The sequence below is a fragment of the Halorhabdus amylolytica genome (assembly GCF_004944975.1).
Classification (GTDB): domain Archaea; phylum Halobacteriota; class Halobacteria; order Halobacteriales; family Haloarculaceae; genus Halorhabdus; species Halorhabdus amylolytica.
This window is the reverse complement of sequence record NZ_SPQG01000001.1, coordinates 246,641-265,658: the sequence shown is the minus strand read 5'-3', so window position 1 is coordinate 265,658 and position 19,018 is coordinate 246,641. Positions and strand designations below refer to the sequence as shown.

The window sequence follows — 19,018 nt, the reverse complement described above, 5'->3', positions numbered from 1 at the left end:
ACGTTCAGTTACTTCCATGCACCGAGTGTCACGGACGGACGGACTCGTTCCGGGGAGCACCGGGGCCGTCGGATCCGGCGATAGCGAGGGTCAGTGACTATGGATGGGGCACCGGAACCTGACGTGGGGCGGACGTATCGGGAGGCCATCGATCGACAGATCAGATCCTGGCTGACCGGCGCGCCGACACAGCTCGCCGACGATGCCGCACGACCGTTCGACGCCGACAGCGACCGGTTTCGTGGTCGTTTCCTGTTGTTGGGGATGGCGACGACGGGTGAACGGCGGCCGGACGATAGGGCGGTCCAGGCGGCAGCGACCGTCGAACTGCTCTACGGACAGGCACTGTTGAACGCACGAGCGTCGGGCCTCCTCGATACGGGCTTTCAGAGTATAGATCGGAGCCACGCACTCCTAGCGAGTGATTACCTCCACTCGCTGGCATACGCCGGACTTCGTGACCTCGAGGTCGAGCCGTCGATCGGAGCGGCTTGTTTTCGATCCGTTTCGGCCGCCAGCAGCCGACTCGCTTCCGCCTGGGCACGCGTCGAGGAGGGCGGGTCGGCGTCGATCGACTGTGTGCCGATCGAACCGATCGTCACGGCGACCGCGGGCGATCTCGCCGGCATACTCGGACGTGCGGACGAGGACTGTCGGCGGGCGTTACGGACAACCGGAACTGCCCTGGGTGTCGCCCGGTGGCATTCTGACAGGGATGGGTTCGAAACGGACCGACTCAAGTCAGTGGACGAGTTGCTCCCCGAGGAGTGGCCGGGATCCGTCGTCGGGGACGGGATTGGCACCGATAGTATCGACGAACTCCTGAAGCCACTGCCCGATTCGCAACCACTCTCTCGCCTTCGTGAGCTTGCTGACTCTGTGCTCGCTGGATCAATGGATCGCATCACCTATGAGTGATAGATTACACGTACTGTTTCGAACGGCGCGACGATGTGACGGGGTGCCGGCCGCTCGCGATAGAAGTCAACCCGCCACGGATGCCCTGTGCGGTTTCAGGAGGAGGGATCTCTGTGATTGATGCTCCTGGAAGTGACACGTCGACTCGGGAGGCCATCATGATCGCGACGTTCCAGGCGTTGTGTAAGCATGGGTACGCGGGAACGAGCATCTCCCGTATTGCCGAGGAGTTTCCAAAGAGCAAATCGCTACTGTATTATCACTACGAGGACAAGGAAGAACTGCTGTCGGACTTCCTCGCCCACCTCCTCGACCAGTTCGAATCGGAGCTGGAGGCCGACGGGGACGAACCCCCCATTGAACGCCTCGAAACGCTGCTGGATTTGCTCGCGCCGGAAAACCCCGCCGAGGAACGGGTCCAGTTGCTCCAGGCCATGATGGAGATGCAGGCCCAGGCGCCGCACAAACCGGCGTATCGCGAGCAGTTCCGGCGGACGAACGAGCTGATCACAACCGCCCTCGTCGACGTGATCGAGGACGGCATCGCAGACGGGACGTTCCGCGACGTCGACGCCCAGCGGGTGGCGGAGTTCGTCCTCGCGTCGTTGTACGGGACGCTCGATCGATCGGTCCTGGTCGAGGACCCGGACAGCATTGGATCCCTGCGCGACGAACTCGACCGGTACATCGCGGAGATGCTACTCGCAGACGACTAGTCGGCCCGAACCCGCCGTGGAAACCGGAGGGGATCGACAGCTTCTCGATGCTAGTCGATGTGGATCGCGGGTTTGCCAGGTTCGGCACGCCCCGCCAGCGCCTTGTCATCGATCGAGGACGCCGACTCCACGACGATTGGGGCGTCGAACTCCTCGCGGAACAGCCAGCCTGCTCGCTCGAGTAGCGTGCGTTCGCGCGCCGGATCGAGGACCGGTTCCAGCGAGCGACGCCGTTCCTCTAGGTCCGCGAGATAGGGTCCAGCCTCCTCGCGGTGGTCGGCGACGAGGTCGTCTTCCAGCGCCCGACTGACGACTGCCCCGTCGGGGTCGGTCTGTCGGACCGACTCGTGGGCGCGGAACTTCCACTTCGGGGCGACGACGAATGTGATCCGTTCGGGGTCGTCGATCCCGGCCACTTCACAGATGTCCCGGACGTCCTCTCGCGTCCGGTCGATCAACGCCCGCTCGATGCGATAGTTCCCAGTGTCGCCAGTCGGTTCGGGCCAGTCGGCTTCGACGGCGAGACCGTCACGTCGCAACATGTTCCACAGTTCCTCGGCGAGGTACGGCGTGATCGGCTCGATCAAAACGGCCAACGTCTCGAGCCCGCGGTGGTAGACCTCCTCGTGGGGCTCGCCTGTGTCGCGGTACTGCGAGAGCAGGCCGGCAAGCGACCGTATCTCCCCGATCGCCCGGTGGAACCGGAAGGCGTCGAATTCCCCGGTGACGGCGGCAATCGATCGGTCGATGGCCCGATCGAGGTACTCGTCTCTCGGCCGTCGATCGGTCCGCCCGGACTCCCGGTCGACGAACGTATCGACCATGCCGTAGAGCTGTTGCTGGAAGTCATAGGCCGAACTGACGTCCTTGGCCGTCCACTCGAAGTCCTGGCGCGGATGGGCCGCGCTAAGGACGAACAGACGTGTCGTCTCCGGACCGTACTCGTGTGGGGTGATGACGTTCCCTGTCGTCGTCGACATCTTCCGGCCGCCGTGTAGCACCGTCCCCTGGTTGACGAGTCGTTCGACCGGTTCCCGTCTGTCGAGGATGCCGAGATCGGAAAGGGCTCGTGCGAAAAAACGGATGTACAGCAGGTGCAGGACGGCGTGTTCCTCGCCGCCGACGTAGACGTCTACGGGTAACCACTCCGCCGCGCGGTCGGCGTCGAACGGCGCGTCCCCGAAGCCGGGCGAGAGAAACCGCAGGAAGTACCACGAGGAGTCGACGAACGTGTCCATCGTGTCGGTCTCCCGCCGGGCGGGGTCACCACACTCCGGACAGGTCGTCTCGACGAAGTCCTCGTTCGCTTCGAGGGGATTGCCGGTCGCAGGCTGGTATTCGGGGAGTTCGACCGGCAGGTCGTCCTCTGGCACCAGCACGGGACCGCACTCCTCACAGTGGACGATCGGGATCGGCGTCCCCCAGTAACGCTGCCGGGAGATCAGCCAGTCCCGGAGGCGGTAGGTGACGGCTGACTCGGCACAGTCAAGTTCGAGGAACCGCTCGCGGGCGCGCTCGCTGTCCAGCCCGTCGTACTCGCCGCTTTCGACGAGGGTCCCCGCGCCGGTGTAGGGCAGGCCCCCGACGACGGTGCCGTCATCGTTTCGGGGACGTTCTCCGTCGTCTGGGTCGATCACGGGTTCGATCGGTAGATTCTGGGCCTTCGCGAAGGCGTGATCGCGTTCATTGTGGGCTGGCACGCCCATGACAGCGCCGGTCCCCACGTCGTCCAGGACGTACTCGGCGACGTAGATCGGGATTTTCTCGCCTGAAAGCGGGTGGATCGCGTGGTGTCCCGTGAAGACCCCGTGGGCCGTGGCTGCCCGCTCACCCTCGTCGCGCCCGCGGGTTCCCGAGAGATAGTCGGCGACCGCGTCTTCCTCGTCGGCGAATTCCGTCGCGAGGTCGTGACCTGGCGAGATCGCCAGGAACGTCGCGCCGAAGATCGTGTCCAGCCGTTTCGTGAACGCTTCGACGCTCCGGTACTCCGGGACCTCGAATCCGACACGGGCCCCTTCCTGGCGACCGATCCAGTTGCGCTGGATCTCCCGGACGCTCTCGGGCCAGCCCTCGAGGTCCTCTAGCCCCTCGAGCAATTCCTCGGCGTAGTCGGTGATTGTGAAAAACCACTGGTCGAGTTCGCGCGTCTCGACCGGCGTCTCACAGCGCCAGCAGACGCCCTCCGTCCGGATTGGACCGGCGTCTGGCCCCGACTCGCCGTTCCTCCCATCGGTTCCGTTCTCTGCTGGATGTTCGACCTGTGCGTCGGCGAGGACCGTCTCGCAGTCGGGACACCAGTTGACGGCGGCGGCGTCGTACTCGACGAGACCGGCCTCGTAGAACTGTTCGAAGAACCACTGGTTCCAGCGGTAATACGCCGGATCACTGGTCGTGAACTCCCGCGACCAGTCGTACCCAAGCCCAAGGTCCTCCATCTCCTCGCGCATACTCTCGATGCACGTCTCCGTCCAGGAGCGGGGGTCAGTGAAGCGTTGTTCGGCGGCGTTCTCCGCCGGGAGACCGAACGCGTCCCAACCCATCGGCTGGAGCACGTCGTCGCCCTGGAGACGCCGATAGCGGGCATAGGCGTCGGTGATTGCGTAGTTGCGGACGTGGCCCATGTGGAGGTTCCCGGAGGTGTAGGGGAACATCCCGAGGACGTACGTCGGGTCCGAGGCGTCATCGGAACACGTATAGACGTTCTGTCTATCCCATTCGTACTGCCAGTATTCTCTCACAACTTGCGAAGAATACCGATTGTCGCGTGTCATATGGTATATGTCGGTATCTCTCACGCCCCAACGCAAAAATGTACGGTCGGACGCCACTCAAGCGACTGGTTGACTGACGAGATGGTGAAGTACGGAAATGACTTCGGCGTACGCCGAGGACATCGACCTCTGTGAGAGCAGGTACGCGAAACGGCCACTGAAGCTCAAAGACGTCTGATACGGATTATTGTCGTGATGTACCGGTATCCGTCGACCCCCGGGTCGGCGTCATCCGGAAATAATCTACCATAATCCGTCTGAGGACTGGACTCCCAGTACCGGTCTCGCGACACGGAACGCCCGCCCGGCTGTGGTCGTGGACGGGCGTGCCGGAGAAGGCTCTTGCCAACGGTCCGGCGGCGCCGACAACGCTTTGTCCCGTCCGTCCGACCCCCCGGCATGCGCCTGACGTTTCTCGGAACCGGCAGCGCGATGCCGACCGGCGAGCGCACCCAGACCGGCCTCCTGCTGGAAGCCGACGACCGGCGGCTGTTGATTGACTGTGGTAGCGGCGTTCTGGGTTCGCTTTCGGGCACTAACGGCGGGTACGCAGACCTCGATGGGGCACTTGTCACTCACCACCACCTCGATCACATTGCCGATCTACTCCCGTTGCTGAAAGCCCGCTGGCTGGCGGACGCGCCGTCGCTTCGGATCGCCGGGCCCGAGGGAACCACGACGTTGCTCGCCGATCTGTTGGACGTCCACGACTACCTCCGGGAGCACGTCGATCCCGACGTGACGGACATCGGGACCGGCGAGACGACGCTTTCGGGCTTCGATATCTCGGCGAGGGAAGTCAACCATTCGATGGCAGGATTCGGCTACCGCGTTTCACCCGCCGGGAGGGACGGACCGTCGATGGTCTTCAGCGGCGATACCGTCGCCGATCCGTCGTTTCTCACACTCGCTGACGGGGCCGACGTGCTCGTTCACGACTGCTCGTTTCCGGACGACGTCGAAACAGACAATCACGCAACACCGGCGGCACTGGGGAAGGCACTGGCGGAGGCGAACGTCGACGTCGGGACGGTTTATCTGACGCACCTCTACCCGCAGACGGACGGTCGACACGGGGAGATGCTCACCTCGATCGCTGAGCATTACGTCGGCGACGTCGCGGTCGCGACCGACGGATTGGCCGTCGATCTTTGACGCGCGTGATCACTTGCGACTACTGACTCTGGGGGTTACTTCGACTACTGACTCTGGGGGTTACTCCTCGTCGCTGGTAATCACGTCGTCAGCTCGGATCCGCAGAACCACGCGCTCGGTTTCGATCGGCATCGGGTATTCGTCCTCGTCCATGTATCGGCGAGCCAGTTCGTCGATGTGCTCGCGAGCCCCTTCGGTCGTCGTTTCGGCCACTTCGCCTGTCACCGAGAGGAACCGATAGGGGTTCTCTGGATCGGTCATACTCACCGAGACCGTCGGATTGCGAGCCACGTTGCGTTCCTTGCGTCGGCCGCGTTCGGTGTTGACCAGTACCCGGTTGTCGTCGGCGTCGTAGTCGATCCAGACGGGTGTAGTATGGGGTTTCCCATCCGGCATCATCGTCGTCAGGTGGGCGAACGTCTCCGTCTCGAAGAGGTCGTGGTACGCTTCGGGGATGGCAGACATCGTGGATACTCCGTCGCCCGTTATTCCGGGCGCCGATACCATAACATCTCGCCTCCGTCCGTGGACAAGGACGACACTGCCCCGTCTCAGACCCGGTCCAGCGTGACGCGAAAGTCGGCACCGCCATCCGCGCTCTCCTGGAGGGAGACCGTCCCGCCGTAGGATTCTGTGAGCGCGCGAACGAACCCGAGTCCCAGTCCGGTCCCAGTACTCTCCGGCCCCTTCTGTCCCATCTCGAAGATGGTCTCCCGGACCTCCTCGGGGACGCCGGTCCCGTCGTCGGCGAACCCGACGGTTACCGTCTCGGGGCCTGGCTCCTCGGCGTAGATGTCGACCGCGACGGGCCCGTCGTTGTGGATCGCGGCGTTCGAGAGGATATTGGTGAATACCGAGTCCAGCAGGTCGCCGCCGTAGACCTGGTACTCGAAGTCCGCGGGTTCGAACGCGACCGTCAGGTCGTCGTACTGGGCGGTGACGTCCCGGACTGTTTCCTCTAGCTCCTGCCGGAGCGACTTGGGCTCGGGTTCGCCGGCTTCCTCGAGCGTCGAGACGAGATTACCGACCCGATCGACCAGATCAGAGGCGCTCCGGGCGGCCCGGTCAATGCGTTCGGCGTAGTCACCAGCCTGGTCGTCAACTTCGTCCAGTAGCGCGTCGGCGAACCCCGTGATGACCTGCAGGTCGTTGCCCAGGTCGTGGCGCAGGAGGCTGTCGTACATCTCGATCATCTCCTTGCGGGTTTCGAGGTCGTTGCGCGCCCGTTCGAGTTCCTCCCGCGAGCGAATGTTACTGATCGCCGTGGCGGCGTGGGAAGCCAGGATCGAGAGCGGTTCGACGTGTTCGTCGCCGATCGCGTCGGCCTCTGTCGCCCGCAGGACCAGCACCACGATCACCTCCTCGACGATGCTCGCCGGGACAGCCAGGGCGGCCATCACGGGGGAGTCGTCGGTGACTCTGGCGTCCGTACCGTTCCGCGTGACCGTCTGTCCTGTCTCGATGGCCTCCCGGACGAGCTCGGATGGGTCGCCGTCCGCTCTCAGCGCCGGGTTCGTACTGCTGTTGACTGTCGGTTGCCCGTCACGAACCTCGACGAACGTCGCGTAGGGGAACTCGAACAGTAGAGACATCGCCTCGAGCGTGAGCGAGGCTACCTCGTCGGCAGTTTCACAGCTGTTCAAGGCCTGGCCGTATCGGTTCAGGTCCGCGACCTGTTCCGCGAAATCCCCCCGATCCTCGAAGTCCATTGGCGATGATCGATCTCCGTCGATCGAAGCTCACGGCCCCGACAAAAAATCGTTTCGTTAGCATCCTCTCATTGCAGTCGATATCGGAGCAACGCCGCGATCCCCCCGAGGTTCGCGAGTTGTTGACCGGGATCGAACTCTCGGGAGAAGACGGTCACCTCGCCGCCCTGCTGTTCGGTCCGTTCGATGACGGTATCGGCGTCGATCTCCCATTCCCCCACGCCCGCACGCGCCTCTCGTAGGTGTTCGTCGAGGACAAGCAAGTGCTCGATGGCGCCGTATTCGGCCGCTTCGGCCACCTCTTCCGGTCCGTACGCGACCTCGACACCCTCGGCGATCTGTTCCATGAGTTCGTCGATCAGTGCCGCTTCCTCGGCGATCCGCGTTTCGGTCTGAACGTCTTCGACGGCACCGCGCTTGAGCACTTCGTGAACGCCGCGATCGCCTACCGAACTCGTGTCGACGGTCGTGATCGAGTCCGCGAGGTCGGTCGTCTCCTCCTCGATGTAGTCGAGTGCATCCTGTTTGGTGAATCCGGGACCGGCGAGGATGATCGCGTCGGCGTCCATCCGGGAAAGGACCTCGGTGAGTTCCGCGAACAGTTCTTCCCGGGGACGGGCGTAGTCGCCTTTTCCCGTCGGACCGGTAACGCTCGCTCGCTCCTCGGTACCGTACTGAGCGACCGTGTGGACGTACGCCTGGCCTTCCTCGACTGTCGCGACGGCCACTTCCGGCGCGTCGGTCGCCTCGACGGCCTCCTCGATCCGTTCGAGTTGATCCGGCTTCCAGTACTTGCCGACGGCGATCTCGTCGTGTTCCTCGACGTTGAGTGTGTGATGCTGTCCGAGTTGGTCCTCGCGGGAACAGTCGGCGATGACGCCGCTGACCCGCAACCGGTTGGCGAAGCGGGCGAACTCCGCATCTTCGACGTCCAGCGCGACCCAGATGTGTTCACGTTCACCACCCGTATCTCGTAACTGCTCGTCGTTGCGCTGGATGCGGCGGGTGGTGTCACCCGAGACCTGGTCGCCCGGCTCGATCACGTAAGTGAGATGCCAGAGGTCGTCGAGACTCTCGGGGACGAGCGTCAGACGCTCGCGACCGCCGTCGAGATCCTCCCGCTCGGCAATGCGCATGCTCGCGGGTGGGAGACCGGCGAGTAAGTGCCTGCTGGTTTCGAGGTTGCTCGCCGTGACTGTCTGCCTGCCCGAGGGCGTTTCACGGCCGGTCTACGTCACGAGTGAACGGATACCACGAAAACGCATTTATTTCCGGCCGTCAGATTGTCAGATATGGTCGAAACAACCGAGAAGGACGGGATGACGTGGTACCGCTGTGAGCACTGCGGGATGCTCTTCGACGAACGGGAGGACGCTCGCCAGCACGAGGACAATTGCGACGCGGAAGACCCTTCGTACATCCAGTAGTCCCCGTCGGGGTGCTCGCGTCGCCGATCACCTCTTTTGTCCAGTGGGTCACACCTCGTTTGCCGGGACGATCTCGAAGGACTGTTCGCCCATCTCGTCCTCTTCGAAGACGAACACACGCCCGTCAATCGCTTCGAAGTCGACCGTGATTTCGACGCGGTGTGAGCGACTCTCCGCTCGCACGCCCGGGAAGATCGTCGTCGCCTCGCCGGGATCGAGCAGGACCCGACCCACGCCGGTCGACTCGAGGATGTCCTCGTCGGTGATCCGGTCGTTGACGTAGACGAGGATCCCCTCGGTCTCCTTTCCGTCGGTCACGAGGACGTGGGCCTGTTTGCCCGGCGCGGTCGTAACTGATCGCTCTTGACGCTTGGGGACGCCGTGGTAGAACGCTTCCCGGCCGTCGAGGTACTCGACAGTGACACCGTCCTCCGTCAGTTCGACGCCGACGGTCTGGGGGGAGACGTCCTCGCGGATGCTCATGGTTGTCCTGGGTACGTCGCGATGAAAAACGCCGCGTTCCGGGACGGGAACCAGCACACGTAAATATCGGCTCGTCGAGTCCGTGTCTACATGGATGGGACTGCCGTGGCGCCCGCCGCCGGGACGGTGCTGAACGCGCTGGCGACGGGCACCGGGTCGGCTTTTGCCATCGACGTCGAATTGCGTGCCGAGGTGACGCTCGACGGTCGCGAGACCGTGACGGGGAGTGTCGCGGGCGAACCCGACGCCGATACGTCGTTGATCGAACGCTGTGTTGAACTCGTGACCGAACGGTTCGGCAACGGCGAGGGTGGAACGGTCCATACGGAGAGCGACATCCCGATGGCGTCCGGGCTGAAGAGTTCCAGCGCGGCCGCAAACGCGACGGTGCTTGCGACGCTCTCCGCACTGGATGCCGTCGGGGAGATCTCGAAGGCTGACGCCGCCAGGATCGGCGTGCAAGCCGCCCGGGACGTGGGCGTCACCGTGACCGGCGCATTCGACGACGCGAGCGCGAGTATGCTTGGTGGTGTGACTGTGACGGACAATACGGAAGACGCTCTGCTCGCCCACGATCCCGTCGAGTGGGACGTGCTGGTGTGGACGCCACCGGAACGGGCCTACAGCGCCGATGCCGACGTCGATCGCTGTCACCAGATCGCCCCGATGGCCGACCTGGTGGCCGACCTCGCTCTCGACGGCGAGTACGGTCGGGCGATGACCGTCAACGGTCTCGCGTTCGCCGCCGCGCTTGGCTTCTCGACGGATCCGATGGTCGAGGCGATGCCCTACGTCGAGGGTGTCTCGCTGTCGGGAACGGGACCGAGCGTGACGGCGGTCGGGAATCGGGAAGACTTAGAGCGTGTGCGGGCAACCTGGGAACAACGAGAGGGCCAGACATGGATGACGACGACACAACGGGACGGCGCCCGGACGACGTGAGCGCGTGGCCGGCTGGATCACGGCCCGACGACATGGACCTGACGGAACTCCGCGAGGAGATCCGCTCGATCGACGAGCAACTCGTGGAGTTGATCGCCCGCCGGACGTACGTCGCCGACACGATCGCGGCGGTCAAGGAAGAACAGGACCTGCCGACCACCGACGAACAGCAAGAACAGCGTGTCATGGATCGGGCCGGCGAGAACGCCGAACAGTTCGACGTCGATGCCAATCTCGTGAAGGCTATCTTCCGGCTGTTGATCGAACTCAACAAGGTCGAACAGCGGGAAAGCCGGTAGCTGAGCCGGCCGTCTCGTATGTAGCGTGGAATTGGGAGCGTTAGTTTGCCTCGATAGCTGTCCCGCCGTTGGGCAGTAGGAAAACGTGAACCGACTGTCCGGCAATATTCTGTACCGAGCGCTCGAGGACCGGGCGGGGGTGCGTCTCGGAAGTGGTATGCCGAAAGACACATTATTCTGTGTGTATACATATTTCTGTATGCCAACGATCACGGTCAACGTCGACAACGATCTCAAAGACCGGATGGACAGCCATCCGGAGATCAACTGGAGCGAGGTCACGCGACAGGCAATTCAGGAGAAAATAGAGACACTCGAGGTGATGGACGAACTGACGTCCGCCAGTGAACTCACCGAGAGTGACGTCGCCGACATCGCCGACAGAATCAACGAGCGTGGGCGCGAACGCGTCGAGACGCACTCGGAGTAGCCGCTGTATGAAGCTGGTCGTCGACGCCAACGTCGTCATCTCGGCACTCATCGCTGACTCGAAAACACGGGAACTCATCGTCACGCTCGAGCCGAATCTACTGACGCCCGGGTTCGTGTCCGACGAGATCGAGAACTACGAGAACCTGATCGCCGAGAAGTCCGGAATGACACGACAGCGAGTACAGCAGTTCGTCGACCTTCTCTTTCAGTACATCGAGGTTGTTCCCGTCACAGAGTTCCATCTGTTCATCGAGGAAGCTGCGGAAGCGATCGGCGAAGTCGACCCGGACGACGTGCTATACGTCGCGTGTGCCCTCGCCAGCGATGCCGCCATCTGGAGTGACGACTCCGATTTCGACGAGCAAGCCGTCGTCGAAACGTATTCGACGAGTGCCGTTATCGACGCGTTCGACACATCATAGCGTGAGGAGAGACATGATATACAACGTCGGCAGCGGCGAAACCAGGAACATGCGGTACAGCTATTTCGAATAGGACATGTTCCCCTTAGTACGTCCATAGCCGACGAATCCGTGACTCGATCTCCGGAGACGACTCCCGAAGCGTCTCCGGATCGGTCTCGCCGTCGACGTTGATGACATGGACCTCGCCGCGGCGGTCGGTGTAGATGTCCTGGAAGTCGTAGACGACGCCGACGAGGGCAGTGTCATCGGGAACGTGGTCGCTCTCTTCGAGCGCCTCGATCTGCCGGTCGACATTGTACTCGACGAGGTGATTGATCGTTCCCTCACGATCGAGGCCGTCCGGGAGGTTCTCCATCCCGGACTCGAGGGCGGGAGCCAAGATGTCGACGCAGTGTTCGATCCCCGGTGGTTCCTCGAGGCCATCAGTCAGATGGTCGTACGTAGCGGTGACCGCGCCACAGCCCGTGTGTCCGACGACGACGACCGTTTCGGTACCCGTGTGGGCGATCGGATAGAGCACGTCACCGGAGACGACGGTGTCGCCGTCGACGCGCTGGACGACGCGGTTCCCGATGTTCCCGCACGTGAACAGGTGTCCTGGGTCGTCAGTGCCCCACATGTGGTCCTGGAGCACTCGGGAGTCCGAGCAGCAGACGGTCACCGCTTCGGGCCGCTGGCCGTCCTGAAGACCGCCGAAGCGGTCGTCGAACGACCGCGCGTGTTGCTCGTTGCCGGCGAGCATGGATTCGAAGACGTCGTCCATACGCGAGCACAACCCTGCCGGCGGTTTAGAGGTTGAGATTTCCGCCCCCGCTTCCGGACAACGTACAAAGGTAAGTGGCTCCCTCCTCGACACACCGGTATGACCGAGGAGGAAATCGACGACGTGGACAGGGCCATCCTGTATGCCCTCCAGGAGGACGCCCGGAACACGTCCTCGGGGGATATCGCGGAGCGAACCGGGACCTCGGACAGCACCGTCCGCAAGCGCATCCAGCGCCTCGAAACTGACGACGTGATCAAAGGATATCGTGCCAGTGTCGACTATCAGCAGTCTGGCTACCCGCTCAGGATGTTGCTGTACTGTACCGCGTCGATCCCCGAACGCGGCGACCTCATCCCCGACATTCTGGCTATCGACGGAGTCGTCTCGGTCCAGGAACTGGTCACCGGCGAACAGAACCTGCTCGTCACCGTCGTCGGTGAGTCCGACAGCGACATCACTCCCGTCGCACAGGAACTGCTGGACATGGGCGTGACCGTCGCTGACGAAGTGCTCGTCCGGACCCACGAGACCACGCCATTCGGCAAGTTCGATACCAGATCAGTGACCGAAGACACCTCCTAGAACCCGTTCTCCAGGCTGGCCGCGTGCCTGTTCCGTCAGTCGTCCGATCACAGACAGCCGCTGACAAGCCGTCATCACCAGATCCTTCTTCCGTAACTTACAAAACATAATGTTCTACAATTCTGTTTTATCGAACGTTTTGTGACTATAGGTAGATTTAACACACAATCTGTTCTCAGTTGGGGTTGAATACGACCGCAAACGGATCGCAGGGTCACCTCGGCAACCGCGACGGTCGTGAGGATCGAACGATGGCAGGACGCACCTCGAAACCGACGGTCGGAGCGCTCCCGGACACGACGGCGGACTCGCCGGTCGTGCCCGTCGCACTGACGTGGCTCACCTGGACGCTGTTCGCCGCCAGCGTTGCCTTCCTCGCCGCGCGAGTCCGATTCGGTGTTTCGTGGGAGGCTCCTGGCCTGTTCGCGGTCGACGGGCTGACCGTCCTGCTGTGGGTAGTGGTCACCTTCTTCAGCGGGATCGTGCACAGCTACTCGCGCCGGTACATGACGGGCAACGCCCACGAGACGGCCTTCTTCGCCGCCGTGTTCGGGTTCACGGCGATCGTGATGGGGCTCGTCGCGGCCGACCATGTCGCCCTCTTGTGGGTGCTGTGGCTGGCGATGGGGCTGGTGATGGCGGAGTTGATCGGCCTGATCGACGGCTGGAACCAGGCACAGACGGCCGCGAAGGTCGCCCGCCGGCACTTCCTGGCGAGCACTGCGTTGCTCGGGATCGCACTCGCAACACTGTGGTTGGCGACCGGCGCGACGACGGTTTCGGGCGTCGCCGCGGCAGCCGAGGGGATCGCGGGTCCGGTGTGGTTGGTCGCTGCGGTGGCTCTCGTCCTCGCGGCGATGATCCAGTCCGCCCTGATTCCCTTTCACACCTGGTTGCTGGCCTCGATGACCGCGCCCACGCCGGCATCGGCGCTGATGCACGCGGGATTCGTCAACGCGGGCGGCATCCTGCTGATCCGGTTCGCCCCGGTACTCACCGTCGAGCCGACGTTCATGCTCGCGATCGTCGTCGCCGGCGCGACCAGCGCGATCCTCGGCAAACTCCTCAAAGCCGTCCAGTCGGACGTCAAGGGTGAACTGGCGTGCTCGACGGTCGGACAGATGGGCTTCATGATCATGCAGGCCGGCCTCGGCTTCTTCGGGGCCGCGATCACCCACCTCGTTCTCCACGGCTTCTACAAGGCCTATCATTTCTTGAGCGCCGGCGCACGGATCGAACACACCAGTCCGGACGACGGGACTGTCCACGGGCTGGACCTCGTCGGGGTCGCCATCACGCTTCTGACCGGGATCGCCGGCGGCGCGCTGTTCGCGATCCTGACTGGCAAGGGCACCCACCTCGACGGCGGGCTCGTCCTCGCGCTGATCGTGGTCGTCACGACGCTGCACGCGGCCCGTAGTGTCGTCGCCCGGGCGTCACTGCCGGCGGCGTTCCGGTACGGGGCGATCCCCACGGTCTTCCTGCCGGCCATCACGATCTACGCGCTGGTCTATTCGACGATTTCGGCGCTCCTGAGCGACCTCCCGATCGTGACGGCGGCGACCGAACTGACCGTCGTCCACGTTGTCGTCGCCGTCGGCTTCCTCCTGGCGTACGTCGCCATGGAGACCGGAATTGTCGAACGCAGCCGGCGGCTCTACGTCGCGCTGTTGAACGCGAGTCAGCCGCCGACGAGCACCCTTCTGACTTCCAAAGGAGAATACAATGAGCAGTAACACCTCGATCGAAGAGACGACGAATGGCCCGACATCGATCGAAGCGAGCATCGAGAAGGCAGCGACCACCGTCGGGTCGGTGTGGCCGATCCACTCCTTCGTCACGGCCAACCCCCTCTCGGGGTTCGAAGACGTGCCGTTCGAGGAGGCAGTCCGGCAGGCGGCGGATCTGCTCGGCGGTCGTGGGTATCCGCGTCCCGAGACGTTCCGGGCGGCACTCGCGGACGGCCGGATCGACCGCGAAATCCTCAGGGCCGAACTCTCTGAGCGCGGCCACGAGATCGACCCGGAGACCGCGCTCGAACGGATGGATACCGACATTGAGGACGATACGCAGGACGCAGACAGCGAGGGTGAGACGCCGGACGACGCTGTCGAACACGTCGATCACGTGCTTTCGAAGTGGCTCTCGGCGTTTCTCGACGAGGGGCAGGCCGCATGGTCGATGCCAGGCCGCGAGAACGGGTTCTACGCCGCGTTCTGCGAGGTGGCCGAACACGACGGTCAGATCCCCCAGGAAGGGCTCGTCATTGACCTTCCCGAGGAACCCATCGAAGCCATCGAGGCCGTCCTGGAGCAGTACCCGGAGAGTCAGTGGGCACCGCTCTTCGAGGAACAACTGGCCGCGCTGCCCGGCTGGACGGGGTTGATCAAACAGCGTGCCGAGGGGGGTGTCTGGCAGTCCCGGTATCCCATCACGCTGGCTGGCTATCTCGCCGCCCGCCTCGCCCTACTGGACGCCTTCGACGCCGACGTTGCCCCCTCGACGGGTCAGGACGGCACCCAGCGCGACGCGACCGACGACCTCGCCGCGGCGTTCCTGGCCGCCTGGGAGCGGAGTTATCGAGCCGAGCTCGTCGACAACGTCGCCGCCCAGAGCGAGTCCATTACTGAAAGCAATTCGTCGGCTCGCCCGGACGCACAACTGGTCTTCTGCATCGACACCCGGTCGGAGGTCATCCGCCGTCACGTCGAGGCCGTCGGCGAGTACGAAACCCACGGCTACGCTGGCTTTTTCGGCGTCCCGATGGAATACCGGGGCTACGATGCCGAGGTATCGGTTGCTGGCTGTCCGCCCATCGTCGATCCGGCGCACCGCATCACCGAGATGCCGGTCGAGGGCCCCGAACGGACGAGCTACGATCGCTGGTCAGGGATCCGTGAAGCGGCCGGCGAACTCGTCGAGACGCTGAAGACGAACCCGGCCACCGCCTTCGGGTTCGTCGAGAACGCCGGCGGCGGGTACGGGCTAGCACTCACGGCCCGGACGCTCTTCCCCCAGCGGCTTCAGGAACTGTTCGACACCGCCGAGGACGTGGTGCCGGACGACCACGAGTTCTGTGATCCACTTCTCGACCACCAGCACACTTACGCCGGCGACCTTCCAGTCGGGCTGACCCACGACGAAAAGGTCGAGTACGCCGCGACAGCCTTCGAGTTGATGGGCATCGAGACCTTCGGCCGCCTCGTCGCCTTCGTCGGTCACGCGAGCGAAACGGCCAACAACCCCCACGACTCGAGTCTGGACTGTGGAGCCTGCGCCGGCAACCCGGGCGGGCCGAACGCCCGCGTTCTCGCCGCGATCTGTAACGATCCCGCGGTCCGGACGGCACTGGCCGACCGCGGTATCGAAATCCCCGAGGACACCGCCTTTCTCGCGGGCGAGCACAACACGACGACCGACGAGATCGAACTGTTCGACGACGCAATCCCCGAGAGCCACGCCGAGGATCTCGCCGAGTTGCGTGGGGACCTGGCCACCGCGCGGGAGCACGCCGCCGCCGAGCGCGTCGCGCCGACAGACGCCGGCGGAGCAGCCGTCAGTGAGACCGAACGCCGCGCCGCCGACTGGGCGGAGACGCGCCCCGAGTGGGGACTGGCCGGTAACGCCGGCTTTGTCGTCGGGCCGCGTGAACTCACGAGCGACCTCGACCTCGACGGCCGGGCCTTCCTGCACTCCTACGACTGGTCGACCGACCCAGAGGGCGATGCCCTAGAAGCGATTCTCACTGGCCCGTTGATCGTCACGCAGTGGATCAACGCCCAGTATTACTTCTCGACGGTCGACAACGCTGTCTACGGCAGCGGGTCGAAGATCACCCACAACCCCGTCGGGAACGTCGGCGTCTATCAGGGCAACGGCGGCGACCTGATGACCGGGCTCCCCTCCCAATCGCTGCTGGCTTCTTTCGACCGCCCGTATCACCAACCGCTCCGCCTCTCGACGGTCGTCCACGCGCCGGTCGAGCGCGTCACCGAGGTGCTGGCCGACCACGACGAGGTGACCGAACTGCTGGACAACGACTGGCTTTCGCTGTCGGTCGTCGATCCGAGTCAGGGTCACCGTGTCTTCCACTACGAGGAACATCTTGAGTGGCGTCCGATCACCGAACCGGAAGCACACCGTCCAGAGATGCCGGAGGCGCCCGCCGCCGCGGACGACTGAACCATCCGGTCGCTGCCGCCGTCCCTGACGGTCGGGCCCACGTTATTCATTACGGCCGCCGACCAAGCAGGGGACGTGAGCGACGACGTGCCCTCGCGACACGACCGCCTCGAGCGCAACGAGGTTCCCGGATCGCGGAACTCCCTGCGTCACTGGATCCGGACGCGAAACCCGCTCTGGATGCTCGTCGTCCCCGCGATCATCTGGTTTCTCAGGCTGGCACCCAGCGTTCGCCTGAAAAACGCCGTCCTGCGTGCGCTCGGTGCTGACGTCGGCGACGGGGTTGCGCTGGCGTTCGGCGCGACGCCGGACATGCTCTGGCCTGACCTGCTTGTCCTCGAAGACGACGCCATCGTCGGCTACGACGCGACGCTACTCTGTCACGAATATCTCCAGGACGAGTACCGGACGGGCGAGGTTGTGATCGGCGAACGCGCGATGATCGGCGCGGGTGCGATCGTCCTCCCGGGTGTCCACGTCGGGGCCGACGCGCAGGTCGCCGCTAACTCGTTGGTGACCGAGGACGTGCCGGCGGGCGCGACAGTCATGGGCGTGCCCGCTGAGGTCGTCGAATCTGAAGATCGGAGTACTGACGCCTGAACGAACGGATCGACTCAGCGGATACGCGTGATCCCCGAGCGCAGGACACGCTGGTTCGGGATGATGAACTCGGTGTCCTCGTTCTCGATATGGGTGACGAAGACGTCGATCTCCTGGACGATGCCACGATTGCCGTCGATCTCGACCTCGTCACCGATGCTGTAGGGTTCCGACAGCAGGAGGTACATCCCGGCGGCCCCAGCACGGAGCAGGTCCCGGAAGGCCAGCCCGGCCAAAAACAGCAGACCGAAGGCGTAGACTGCGAGCAAGACGACCAGTGCCGTGGTGGCCACGCCGAGTTGGCCCAGCGCGACCAGGGCCGCCACGTAAAAGATACTGTATTTGACCAACGATGGCAGCAGCGTCACCTCAGGAAGTTTGATACTCTTGAGACGCTCGCTCACCGCCAGGGAGGCCTTGTCGCCGACCACCAGGCCCAGGATCACGACCAGTGCAGCGATGAACAGCCGCGGGAGGTACTCCATCAAGCGCGTCCAGAACATCTGGGTGTTCATCAGTTGGGCCACCTGGAGGGCGATGAACACCGCCAGCACGTAGACGAACATCGCTGACAGCAGCGCCAACAGCCCGACCGTCGAGAACCCGAAATTCCGCATCGTTCTGTCGAAAACGGTCCCCTCGACGGCCTCGTCGACCTCGAGTCTCAACAGGAGGGTCCGCGTTCCCCGCCAGACGAGATACCCTGCGACCGCGCCGACTAATAGGACGATGATCGCGACTGTCACCGCCGTCTCCTCAGAGAACAGTGTCCGGAGCAATTCTGCGATGTCGGCCATCAGTACTCCTCCGGATCGAGTTCGAGGATCAACTCACCGCCCTTGAATGCCCGGACCAGTCCGTCACTCTCCGAGAGGACGATCGCCGTCGCATTGGTATCCCGCGTGACCGCCCCGGCCGCCATATGACGGGCACCCAGCCCCTTCGGGATGTCCACTCCCTCGGCCGAGGGTTCGAGGTATCGGTAAGCCGAGACGATCTTTCCCGCATCACTAATGACGAACGCACCGTCCAGTCGCGAGAACTCCTTGAGCATCACGTTCACGATGGGATCGCCCACGTGGACGTGACTCTTCTCGAAGGGGTTGTAGGACAATGGGCGGGACTTGTTCATGACTTTCCCGGCGTCGCCGACGACGAACAGTGCGCCGACGGGCTTGCCCTTCTGGCCCTTCTTACCGAGTTCGACCGCGACCTCCACGACATCCCGGATCACACCCGGCTCCGCACGGGAATTGACGAACAGATCGTAGACGCCCGACTCCGTGAACTCGCCGGCTCGAATCCGCACGGCCGTGTCCATATCGTCGCCATAGGTCGCCGCCAGACAGAGCAACTGGTCGTTCTCCGTGACGTATTCCTGTTCGAGCGCACCTTCGATGCCGAACCGAATCCGGTCGGACAGTGCCGAGAACTCCACTGGCAACTCGACGAACCGCTCGGCCGCCCGTTCGTCCTCGTCGCTGACGACGATCACCAGTTGATCATCGAGCAACCGCTCGTAGAGATCCGCCCCGGGACTGAAGAGGACGACTGCGTCCAAATCGGCGGAAAGGGAACCCAGCACTTCGTCGATATCAGTCATTATCGTAT

Annotated in this window: 20 protein-coding genes; 12 read left to right on the top strand and 8 right to left on the bottom strand. The window is 63.8% G+C overall.

The features are described 5' to 3' along the window. The first annotated feature begins 99 nt into the window (after positions 1-99). Together E3374_RS01345 and E3374_RS01340 are read left to right on the top strand one after the other, a co-directional pair. A complete protein-coding gene (locus E3374_RS01345; protein WP_136686944.1) occupies positions 100-918 on the top strand; it encodes a polyprenyl synthetase family protein in 819 nt (272 codons plus the stop codon). A 158-nt stretch (positions 919-1,076) separates the two neighbouring features. Further along, entirely contained in the window at positions 1,077-1,634 is a 558-nt protein-coding gene (locus E3374_RS01340; RefSeq protein WP_248299364.1) for a TetR/AcrR family transcriptional regulator, read from the top strand. Positions 1,635-1,684: 50 nt separating this feature from the next. On the opposite strand, the gene E3374_RS01335 is transcribed toward E3374_RS01340, so the two are convergent. Beyond that, positions 1,685-4,405, bottom strand: a complete 2,721-nt coding sequence (locus E3374_RS01335) for a leucine--tRNA ligase (protein ID WP_136686942.1) — start codon at positions 4,403-4,405, stop codon at positions 1,685-1,687. A 399-nt stretch (positions 4,406-4,804) separates the two neighbouring features. On the opposite strand from E3374_RS01335, the gene E3374_RS01330 reads away from it, so the two are divergent. Next, complete coding sequence (locus E3374_RS01330; protein ID WP_136686940.1) at positions 4,805-5,560, top strand: MBL fold metallo-hydrolase; 756 nt, start codon at positions 4,805-4,807, stop codon at positions 5,558-5,560. Between the two features lie 60 nt (positions 5,561-5,620). On the opposite strand, the gene E3374_RS01325 is transcribed toward E3374_RS01330, so the two are convergent. The 3 genes from E3374_RS01325 to E3374_RS01315 all read right to left on the bottom strand — a co-directional run bounded on the left by E3374_RS01325 (position 5,621) and on the right by E3374_RS01315 (position 8,405). Next, positions 5,621-6,025, bottom strand: a complete 405-nt coding sequence (locus tag E3374_RS01325) for a PPOX class F420-dependent oxidoreductase (RefSeq protein WP_136686938.1) — start codon at positions 6,023-6,025, stop codon at positions 5,621-5,623. An 86-nt stretch (positions 6,026-6,111) separates the two neighbouring features. Further along, the gene (locus E3374_RS01320; RefSeq protein ID WP_136686936.1) at positions 6,112-7,269 is read right to left on the bottom strand and encodes a GAF domain-containing sensor histidine kinase; all 1,158 of its coding nucleotides are present in this window, start codon (positions 7,267-7,269) and stop codon (positions 6,112-6,114) included. Between the two features lie 68 nt (positions 7,270-7,337). Then, positions 7,338-8,405 carry an mRNA surveillance protein pelota gene (locus E3374_RS01315; protein WP_136686934.1) on the bottom strand — a complete coding sequence of 356 codons (1,068 nt, stop codon included), beginning with the start codon at positions 8,403-8,405 and terminating at the stop codon, positions 7,338-7,340. Positions 8,406-8,561: 156 nt separating this feature from the next. Here E3374_RS01315 and E3374_RS17820 point away from each other — a divergent pair, with 156 nt between their 5' ends. Then, positions 8,562-8,696 (top strand): DUF7128 family protein, encoded by a 135-nt coding sequence (locus tag E3374_RS17820; RefSeq protein WP_282568417.1) that lies wholly within the window; start codon positions 8,562-8,564, stop codon positions 8,694-8,696. A gap of 48 nt (positions 8,697-8,744) precedes the next feature. On the opposite strand, the gene E3374_RS01310 is transcribed toward E3374_RS17820, so the two are convergent. After that, on the bottom strand, positions 8,745-9,179 hold the full coding sequence (locus E3374_RS01310) for a DUF5796 family protein (RefSeq protein WP_136686932.1): 435 nt from the start codon (positions 9,177-9,179) through the stop codon (positions 8,745-8,747). Between the two features lie 90 nt (positions 9,180-9,269). Here E3374_RS01310 and E3374_RS01305 point away from each other — a divergent pair, with 90 nt between their 5' ends. The 4 genes from E3374_RS01305 to E3374_RS01290 all read left to right on the top strand — a co-directional run bounded on the left by E3374_RS01305 (position 9,270) and on the right by E3374_RS01290 (position 11,274). Further along, complete coding sequence (locus E3374_RS01305; protein WP_136686930.1) at positions 9,270-10,121, top strand: shikimate kinase; 852 nt, start codon at positions 9,270-9,272, stop codon at positions 10,119-10,121. Positions 10,122-10,153: 32 nt separating this feature from the next. Beyond that, positions 10,154-10,420, top strand: coding sequence for a chorismate mutase (locus tag E3374_RS01300; RefSeq protein ID WP_211194894.1), 267 nt, complete (start codon positions 10,154-10,156; stop codon positions 10,418-10,420). A gap of 199 nt (positions 10,421-10,619) precedes the next feature. After that, entirely contained in the window at positions 10,620-10,850 is a 231-nt protein-coding gene (locus E3374_RS01295; RefSeq protein WP_136686926.1) for a hypothetical protein, read from the top strand. A gap of 7 nt (positions 10,851-10,857) precedes the next feature. Further along, positions 10,858-11,274: a PIN domain-containing protein gene (locus E3374_RS01290; protein WP_136686924.1), complete on the top strand. Its 417-nt coding sequence runs from the start codon at positions 10,858-10,860 to the stop codon at positions 11,272-11,274. Positions 11,275-11,359: 85 nt separating this feature from the next. On the opposite strand, the gene E3374_RS01285 is transcribed toward E3374_RS01290, so the two are convergent. Next, positions 11,360-12,040 (bottom strand): carbonic anhydrase, encoded by a 681-nt coding sequence (locus tag E3374_RS01285; RefSeq protein ID WP_136686922.1) that lies wholly within the window; start codon positions 12,038-12,040, stop codon positions 11,360-11,362. Between the two features lie 99 nt (positions 12,041-12,139). Here E3374_RS01285 and E3374_RS01280 point away from each other — a divergent pair, with 99 nt between their 5' ends. The 4 genes from E3374_RS01280 to E3374_RS01265 all read left to right on the top strand — a co-directional run bounded on the left by E3374_RS01280 (position 12,140) and on the right by E3374_RS01265 (position 17,407). Beyond that, positions 12,140-12,625, top strand: a complete 486-nt coding sequence (locus E3374_RS01280) for an Lrp/AsnC family transcriptional regulator (protein ID WP_136686919.1) — start codon at positions 12,140-12,142, stop codon at positions 12,623-12,625. Positions 12,626-12,876: 251 nt separating this feature from the next. Then, positions 12,877-14,361: a proton-conducting transporter transmembrane domain-containing protein gene (locus E3374_RS01275; RefSeq protein ID WP_136686917.1), complete on the top strand. Its 1,485-nt coding sequence runs from the start codon at positions 12,877-12,879 to the stop codon at positions 14,359-14,361. Beyond that, positions 14,351-16,807, top strand: a complete 2,457-nt coding sequence (locus tag E3374_RS01270; RefSeq protein WP_136686915.1) for a DUF2309 domain-containing protein — start codon at positions 14,351-14,353, stop codon at positions 16,805-16,807. The genes E3374_RS01275 and E3374_RS01270 overlap by 11 nt, the downstream gene beginning before the upstream one ends. Before the next feature lie 75 nt (positions 16,808-16,882). Next, positions 16,883-17,407, top strand: a complete 525-nt coding sequence (locus E3374_RS01265) for an acyltransferase (RefSeq protein ID WP_136686913.1) — start codon at positions 16,883-16,885, stop codon at positions 17,405-17,407. 14 nt (positions 17,408-17,421) lie between these two features. Here E3374_RS01265 and E3374_RS01260 read toward each other — a convergent pair whose 3' ends face one another. Both E3374_RS01260 and dacZ read right to left on the bottom strand, forming a co-directional pair. Then, on the bottom strand, positions 17,422-18,204 hold the full coding sequence (locus E3374_RS01260; protein WP_136686911.1) for a mechanosensitive ion channel domain-containing protein: 783 nt from the start codon (positions 18,202-18,204) through the stop codon (positions 17,422-17,424). Continuing rightward, positions 18,204-19,010 carry a diadenylate cyclase DacZ gene (gene dacZ, locus E3374_RS01255; protein WP_136686909.1) on the bottom strand — a complete coding sequence of 269 codons (807 nt, stop codon included), beginning with the start codon at positions 19,008-19,010 and terminating at the stop codon, positions 18,204-18,206. The genes E3374_RS01260 and dacZ overlap by 1 nt, the downstream gene beginning before the upstream one ends. Positions 19,011-19,018 lie beyond the last annotated feature (8 nt).